This is a genomic window from Mesorhizobium sp. M1A.F.Ca.IN.020.03.2.1 (assembly GCF_004023205.1).
GTDB lineage: Bacteria > Pseudomonadota > Alphaproteobacteria > Rhizobiales > Rhizobiaceae > Mesorhizobium.
In genome coordinates this window covers 1-7,294 of the sequence record NZ_RZSV01000249.1, presented here as the reverse complement: position 1 = coordinate 7,294, position 7,294 = coordinate 1, and the positions used below count along the sequence as shown (strand labels likewise).

The following is a 7,294-nucleotide window of genomic DNA, read 5'->3' as shown; positions in this document are numbered from 1 at the left end:
TTCCAGAGCTTCGTCCGCTCCTCGGCGACGCTGGTCCACAGGAACGGTCCGCCGCCATTCTCCTCGGCGATCATCCCGAAAGTCTCGGCCTGTTCGGCGACACCGGCGTCGCTGCCGTGGAATTCGACGAAAAGGCATGGGCTCTCGGGATAGTCGAGCTTCGAATAACTCTTCATCGCCCGCATCTGCAACGCGTTGACCAGTTCGATGCGCGCCACCGGGATGCCCATCTGAATGGTCGCTATCACTGCGGTGCATGCGGCCTCCAAGGTCGGGAACGGACAGACGCCACCGGAGATCGCCTGCGGAATGCCCTGCAGCCTGAGCGTCAGTGCTGTGATGATGCCGAGCGTGCCTTCCGAGCCGACCAAGAGCCGAGTCAAGTCGTAGCCGGCCGAGCTTTTCTTCGCCCGTTTGCCGGTCGTCACTGCCTCGCCGTCGGCCATCACCGCCGTCAGCGACAGCACGTTGTCGCGCATCGTGCCGTAGCGCACGGCATTGGTGCCCGACGCCCGTGTTGCCGCCATGCCGCCCAGCGAGGCATTGGCGCCGGGGTCGATCGGGAAGAACAGGCCGGTGTCGCGCAAATGGCGGTTAAGATCCTCGCGTGTCACTCCGGGCTCGACCGTGCAGTCGAGATCCTGCGGATTGACCGAGAGGATGCGGTTCATGCGAGAGGTGTCGATGGATATGCCTCCGCCCGGCGCATTGGTGTGGCCCTCGAGCGAGGAGCCGACGCCGAAGGCGATGACCGGGACGCGGTGCGCGGCGCAGGTGCGCACGATCTCCTGCACCTCCGGCGTGGTTTCGGCGAAGACGACGCCGTCCGGCGCCTGGGTCGGGATGTAGGTGGTGGTGTGCGCATGCTGGTCGCGGATCGCCTCGCCGGTCTGAAAACGCTCGCCGAACCGCTGCTTGAGGATGCCGAGTGCGGCGGCGATGCCTTTCTCGTTGCGCTCGACGGGGTTGAGGTCGCTCAAAGCCATGAATTCCTCCGCGAATGGACCAGCGGCCACTCTTGTAATGCAGCTATGGATGATGCCTAAAGCAATTCCAGGAAAAGAGTGAAGCACCGGAATTGCGCCAGAGCGAAGAGAACCTCACCAGCCAGGCCCTGTCCAGCGACGATCAAGGAAAACCAGATGACGATGACCGCGCCGATCATTTCCAAGCCGATGGCGATCGAGAAGGATTGGATCGACTATAACGGCCATCTCAATATGGCCTATTACAACGTGCTGTTCGACCGCTGCTCGGACGAAGCGTTCGAGCTGATGGGCATGGGACCGAACTATGCCAGGGACCGCCGCCTCACCATCTACACGGCGGAAGTCCATGTCTGCTACGTGCAGGAGCTTCACCTCGACCACAAGGTGAAGGTCTCGTTCCAGCTCATCGACCACGACGAGAAGCGGCTGAGGGCCTATCAGGAGATTCGCCACGTCGATGGCTGGCTGGCCGCGACGTCCGAGCAGCTTGCGCTGCATGTCGACATGGCCGGGCCGAGGGTCGCTCCCTTCCCGGCCGATGTGATGGCACAGGTTGAAGCCATGCGCGCCGCCCACGCCGCGTTGCCGATGCCGGAGCGTGCCGGCCGTTCGATCGGCATCAAACGCAAGAGCGCTTGAAAACCCGCACACCCGCGTTAACCTTACCAAGGTTTTAACGTGAACAAGCCGATTGAGTCTGTTGAACGACTCAGTGGCGCGTTCGAAAACCGCCGCACCGGGTTTACGCGCGGGCGGCAGGCGGAATGCGGTGCGAGGACAGTGCATGAAAACCGACATCAAGGTCGAAGTGGAGCGGTTGGCGGCCGATCCGCGCATCACCGACTATGATTTCTGGCGATCGTTGAAGAACGTCAACAACGAGATCTTCCACATCGCCAATAACAACGAGCCCATCCCCTTCGACATGATCCGCTGGCGCGCGATTCTCAAGCAGGCGCGCATCAGACGCGGTCACACTGAGCCTTCAGCGCTCCCTTAAACTGCCAAGCGGCGAGCGCGCCTCGACCGGCGACGACTGTATGATGGCGGTGTTGGTCATCGCATAGGGAATAATTTTGTCGATCACCCGCTCCAACTCGGCCACCGAGCCGACATGCGCGAGCGCGATGAAGCAATCCTCGCCGGTCACTCGGTCGCATTGGGCGATTTCCGGCAGGTCGCGAATGATCCCGGCCACCACGGCAAGCTGCCCCGGGACCGGCCTGATTCGCAGCCATGCCGACAGCTTCATGCCGAGCGCCGTCGGATTGATCTTCACCGTATAGGCTTCGATCACGCCATTCTCCTGCAGCTTGCGAATGCGTTCGGCCACGCTCGGCGCCGAGAGCCCGACGGCGCGCGCCAGTTCCGCCGTGCTGGTGCGCGCATCCTTTTCCAGGAGTCGCAGGATTTTCAGGTCCGCCGCATCCAGCTCGCCATTTTCATTTCGAAGGCGTTTCAGAATAATTCTCTTTTCTTCAGAAGGTGAACGGCGATCGGAGCCGTGCATCATCCATATAAGTCGCGAAGTTCGCCTGCGATAATGACCCTATGAATTCTGAAGCGCAAGTTCGTCCGACAAACCGGGCCGGCAGCGACACCGACGCTGCACGCCCTGCCCTCGCCGGACTGGCCGATGCGGTGCCGCCGCATGTCTGGTTCTGCGTCAGCGCGATCTTCCACTATCTTGGGCCGGCCTTCGCCGTGCTGCTGTTCGCTCAGGTCGGCGTGCTCGGCATGGCCTGGCTGCGCATCGCCACGGCCGCGCTCGTCTTCGCGCCGCTTACCAGGCCATGGGCGGTTTTCACGCGCGCCGACCGCTCGGCCCGCCTGCTGCTGTTGGCCTTCGGCGCCTGCCTGGCGGTGATGAACTGCGCCTTCTATCTGGCTCTAGACCGCCTGCCGATCTCGCTAGTCGCCGCGATCGAATTTGTCGGCACCATAGGCGTCGCGATGGTCGGCCTCAGAACCCCGCGCAATTTCGCGGCGCTCGCCATCGCTGTCGCCGGCACGTTGCTGCTCATCGATGTCAAGTGGTCGAGCGATCCCGTCGGCCTGTTCTGGGCTTTTCTCAACGGCGCGCTGTTCATCGGCTATATCGTTTTGGGCCACCGCATCGCCCGAACTGGCCTCGGCATCGCCGGCCTCGGCACCGCCATGGCGATCGCCTTGCTCGTCGTGCTGCCGGTCGGCTTCAGCGAGGCGCTGCCAGCCTTCTCGGCGCCGCAACTGCTGATCGCCGGTATCGGCGTCGGCCTCTGCTCCTCCGTCATCCCCTACATTTGCGATCAGCTCGCCATGGCGCGGCTGGCGCGCGCGAGCTTCGCGCTCATGCTATCGCTCTTGCCGCTCACCGCGACCCTGATCGGCGTGGTCGTGCTCAGGCAGGTTCCGAGCCTCACCGATTGCCTCGGCATCGCGCTGGTTGTGGCGGGCGTCGCCATGCACAAGCCAGCGCCGGAGTGATCCGCCGCCGTCGAGGTGTGTTGAGCTTCAGGTCAGGCCGAGCCGAGAATGGTGGATTCCGAGAACCGGAGCGGAGCGTACTTTGAAGTACGTGAGCACCGGAAGCGCAGGAAGCCGCCATTCGCAGGCCGGGCTCACCTGAATATCAACACACCTCAGGCCAGTTTCTCCTTAAGGAAGGCGACCGTCCTCCCCCAGGCCAGATCGGCCGCCTTCTTGTCGTAGCGCGCGGCCGAGGTGTCGTTGTTGAAGGCGTGGTTGGCGCCGTCATAGACATAGACGGTGTATTCGATATGCGCGGCGTCGAGCGCCTTCTTGTAGGCGTCGATGCCGGCATTGATGCGCTCGTCCAGCCCGGCATAATGCAGCAGCAGCGCCGCCTTGATCTTCGGCACATCCTCGGCCTTCGGCTGCATGCCGTAATAGGCGACGCCGGCGCTGAGGTCCGGCGCATTGACGGCGAGCGTGTTCACCGTGCCGCCGCCCCAGCAGAAGCCGACCGCCCCGACCTTGCCGTTGCTGTCTTGGTAAGCCTTGAGATAGGCGACCGTGGCTACGCCGTCGGCCGCGACTTGGGCAGCATCGAGCTTGCTGAACATGTCGCGCGCCTTGTCCTCGTCGGCTGGCGTGCCGCCGAGCGGCGACAGGAAGTCCGGCGCCAGCGCGACGAAGCCTTCCAGCGCCACGCGCCGGGCGACGTCGCGGATATGCCCATTGAGCCCCCGGTTCTCATGGACGACGATCACCGTGCCGAGTTTGCCGGAGTGATTCGCCGGCTTGACCAGATAGCCCTTCATCTCGCCGCGGCTGCCGGGATAGGTGATGTCCTCGCCCTTCACCCTCGGATCGTTCTCGGCGACGATCGCCGCCTTGGCCGAATTCGCAGCCAGCATCGGCGCGATCGCGGCGGCCGCGGCGCCCGATCCAGCGAGCCGAGTCAATTGCTCCATGAAGCGCCGCCGGTCGAGCGTCAGATGCGTATATTCGTCATAGGCATCGATCATCGCCTGAGTGATGATGGGCTGTGTGACGACAGGCTTGGCGACAGGTTCGGTCATGGCTCTCCTCGACGACTGTTTGACGCGCAAGATAGGGTTAGAACGCGCACGGTCCAGTCATCCGCCGGCGACAACGGCACTCGATCCGAACTTCGACCATGACGATTGCCGGTGGCTTCTGCATCCATCACATTTTGGTCATTCCGAAAAAGTTGATGGTGCTGTCACGGTGGGACGGGAAACTGCGGAGCGGCCCCGCCCGGTCCGAACGGCAAAAAGGGGAATGGCGGGAACGTGATGGCCGCCGGCGTAGCGGCTGGCTGAGGCGGCGCTTGCTGTCGTCGCTGCAGGCGCTTGGCCACGTGCTCGGCGAAAAAAGGCCGGCGCGATTGGATGTCCTCGTCTACTTGGGCAGCGTGTAAGCCATCACATAATCGCCCGGCTTGGTACCGACCGAGCCGTGGCCGCCGGCGACGATGACCACGAACTGGCGGCCGTCGGCGACGGTGTAGGTCATCGGTGTCGACTGGCCGCCGGCCGGCAGCCTCGCGCGCCAGAGCTGCTTGCCCGTCGTAAGGTCATATGCACGCAGATAGTCGTCGACGGCGGCCCCGAGGAAGGCGACGCCGCCGGCCGTGATCATCGGCCCGCCGATGCCTGGAACGCCGACCTTGAGCGGCAGGGGCAGCGGCGTCATGTCGTAGACGGTGCCGTTGCGATGCTTGTAGGCGATCTGGCCGGTTCTCAGGTCGACGCCGGCGACATAGCCCCAGGGCGGCGCCTGGCAGGGAATGCCGAGTGGCGACAGGAATGGCCCCATCACCACCGCGTAAGGCGCGCCCTCATTGCGGTTGAGCCCCTGCTCGCTGCCCTTGGTGTCGCCGGGCGGCGGCACGTCCGCGCGCGGAATGAGTTTCGACGTGAAAGCGAGATAAGTCGGCATGCCGAACATCACCTGTCGCACCGGGTCGACCGCGACGCCGCCCCAGTTGAACACACCGAAATTGCCGGGATAGACCAGCGTGCCCTGCAGCGAGGGCGGCGTGTAGCGTCCATCGTAACGCAGTCTCTTCAGTTCGATCCGACACGCCAGCTGATCGAACATGGTGATTCCCCACATGTCGGCGCCGGTCAGCGGCTTCGGGTTGAACGACAGGTCGGAGGACGGCTGCGTCGGCGAGGTATGGTCGCCTTCGATCGCTCCGCCCGGTGCCGGCACTTCCTTCACCGGAATGATCGGTTCGCCAGTGCGCCGATCGAGCACATAAAGATCGCCCTGCTTGGTCGGCCCTACCAGTGCCGGCACCACGCCGCTCCCCGTCGTGATGTCGACCAGCGTCGGCTGCGCCGGCACGTCCATGTCCCACAGGTCGTGATGCACCGTCTGGCGCACCCAGCGCAACTGTCCGGTGTTGAGGTCGAGCGCAGTGATCGAGGAGGAGAATTTTTCGACATCGGCGCTGCGGCCCATGCCGAGCTGGTCGGGCGTCTGGTTGCCGAGCGGCAGGTAGAGCAGGCCAAGCTTCTCGTCGGCGCTCGCCGTTGACCACATGTTGGGCGAGTTGTTGGTGTAGTTCTGCCCCGCCGGCAGCGGCGTCGTCTGATCCGGTTTGCCGGAATCCCAATTCCACAACAGCGCGCCGGTGCCCGCGTCATAGGCGCGGATGACGCCCGACGGCTCCTCGGTCGAATAATTGTCGTTGACCGCGCCCCCAACGATGATCTTGCCGGCGAGGATGAGCGGCGCCGAGGTCGAATAGTAATAGCCCGACTTCGGAAAGGGCATGTTGGCCATCAGGTTCAGCGTGCCGCCTTCGGCGAAGGACGGACAAACTTGCCCGTTCGCGGCATCGAGAGCGATCAGCCGGGCGTCCGAAGTCGGCAGGTAGATGCGTGCCGCGCAGGGCTGGCCCGCCGCGATCTTCGCATCGGCGTAATAGGAAACTCCGCGGCAGGTCTGGTGCTGGCGGTTGGGATCGAGCTTGATCTTCGGGTCGTAGCGCCATTTCTCCTTGCCGGTCGCGGCATCGATGGCGATGGCGAAATTGTGGGGCGTGCAGATGTAGAGCGCATCACCGACCTTGAGTGGCGTTACCTGATAGGTCGTCTCGCCGATGTCGTCCGGACCCTTCATGTCGCCGGTGCGGTAGGTCCAGGCCGGCTGCAGCTTGGCGACATTATCCGGCGTGATCTGAGCGAGCGGCGAGTAACGCTGGCCGAACGGCGTGCGGCCGTAGAAATGCCATTCGCCCGCCGGCATGTCGCCGCCGAGATTGGCCGTCGGCGTCACCTTATCGGTGTTGAGCGTGCCGCCGATGTCCTTCGGATCGGCGGTCATCGAATAGCCAGCCACTGCAAGCGATGCGAGCACCGCCAGGATGAGCGGAGCGCGTCCGTCCGGACCGGTGAATCCCCGCCTGGCCCATGGCGTCAGCAGCCAGAGCGCGATGAGAACGATGATGCCGCCGCGCGGGCCGAGCTGCCACCAATCAAAGCCGGTTTCCCACACCGCCCAGCACAGCGAGGCGAGCACGATCGCGGCATAGAGCCAGAGCCCTGTCGATCTGCGGCGGAAAACGAGCCAGGCGGTGATCAGGAAGGCCAGTCCGGCAATCAGGTAGTACCAGCTGCCACCCAACGTCACCAGCCAGATGCCGCCGCCGCCGAGGACCAGGCCGATAAGCAAAAGGACGAGGGAGGTGATGGTGACAGCCAAGACGATACTCCTTCGACTGTTGCGCGCTTGCGGCGCCTCTGAGGCAACGGCTTGCCGTCCCTGCCCTGTTGGCAGCTTTCTCTCGCAAGTTGCGCCTGTCAAGGCGGCCCCGAACAGGAACAACT

General features: G+C 64.0%; 8 protein-coding genes. 4 read left to right on the top strand and 4 right to left on the bottom strand.

Features of this window, described 5'->3' with window-relative positions:
- On the bottom strand, positions 1–986 hold a 986-nt coding region (locus tag EOA79_RS27035), incomplete at its 3' end, for an FAD-binding protein (RefSeq protein WP_128293464.1).
- Between the two features lie 156 nt (positions 987–1,142).
- On the opposite strand from EOA79_RS27035, the gene EOA79_RS27030 reads away from it, so the two are divergent.
- Complete coding sequence (locus EOA79_RS27030; protein ID WP_067323174.1) at positions 1,143–1,628, top strand: thioesterase family protein; 486 nt, start codon at positions 1,143–1,145, stop codon at positions 1,626–1,628.
- A 145-nt stretch (positions 1,629–1,773) separates the two neighbouring features.
- Complete coding sequence (locus EOA79_RS27025) at positions 1,774–1,989, top strand: hypothetical protein (protein ID WP_067323171.1); 216 nt, start codon at positions 1,774–1,776, stop codon at positions 1,987–1,989.
- On the opposite strand, the gene EOA79_RS27020 is transcribed toward EOA79_RS27025, so the two are convergent.
- The gene (locus tag EOA79_RS27020) at positions 1,975–2,499 is read right to left on the bottom strand and encodes an Lrp/AsnC family transcriptional regulator (protein WP_245322406.1); all 525 of its coding nucleotides are present in this window, start codon (positions 2,497–2,499) and stop codon (positions 1,975–1,977) included. The genes EOA79_RS27025 and EOA79_RS27020 overlap by 15 nt on opposite strands.
- 41 nt (positions 2,500–2,540) lie before the next feature.
- Here EOA79_RS27020 and EOA79_RS27015 point away from each other — a divergent pair, with 41 nt between their 5' ends.
- Positions 2,541–3,455 carry a DMT family transporter gene (locus tag EOA79_RS27015; RefSeq protein WP_095824901.1) on the top strand — a complete coding sequence of 305 codons (915 nt, stop codon included), beginning with the start codon at positions 2,541–2,543 and terminating at the stop codon, positions 3,453–3,455.
- A 155-nt stretch (positions 3,456–3,610) separates the two neighbouring features.
- Here the strand turns inward: EOA79_RS27015 and EOA79_RS27010 are convergent, their stop codons facing one another.
- Positions 3,611–4,513 (bottom strand): dienelactone hydrolase family protein, encoded by a 903-nt coding sequence (locus EOA79_RS27010; RefSeq protein ID WP_095824902.1) that lies wholly within the window; start codon positions 4,511–4,513, stop codon positions 3,611–3,613.
- A 98-nt stretch (positions 4,514–4,611) separates the two neighbouring features.
- On the opposite strand from EOA79_RS27010, the gene EOA79_RS27005 reads away from it, so the two are divergent.
- On the top strand, positions 4,612–4,875 hold the full coding sequence (locus EOA79_RS27005; protein WP_095824903.1) for a hypothetical protein: 264 nt from the start codon (positions 4,612–4,614) through the stop codon (positions 4,873–4,875).
- Here EOA79_RS27005 and EOA79_RS27000 read toward each other — a convergent pair.
- Entirely contained in the window at positions 4,857–7,169 is a 2,313-nt protein-coding gene (locus tag EOA79_RS27000; protein WP_095824904.1) for a glucose/quinate/shikimate family membrane-bound PQQ-dependent dehydrogenase, read from the bottom strand. The two genes, EOA79_RS27005 and EOA79_RS27000, sit on opposite strands and share 19 nt — an antisense overlap.
- Between the last annotated feature and the right edge of the window lie 125 nt (positions 7,170–7,294).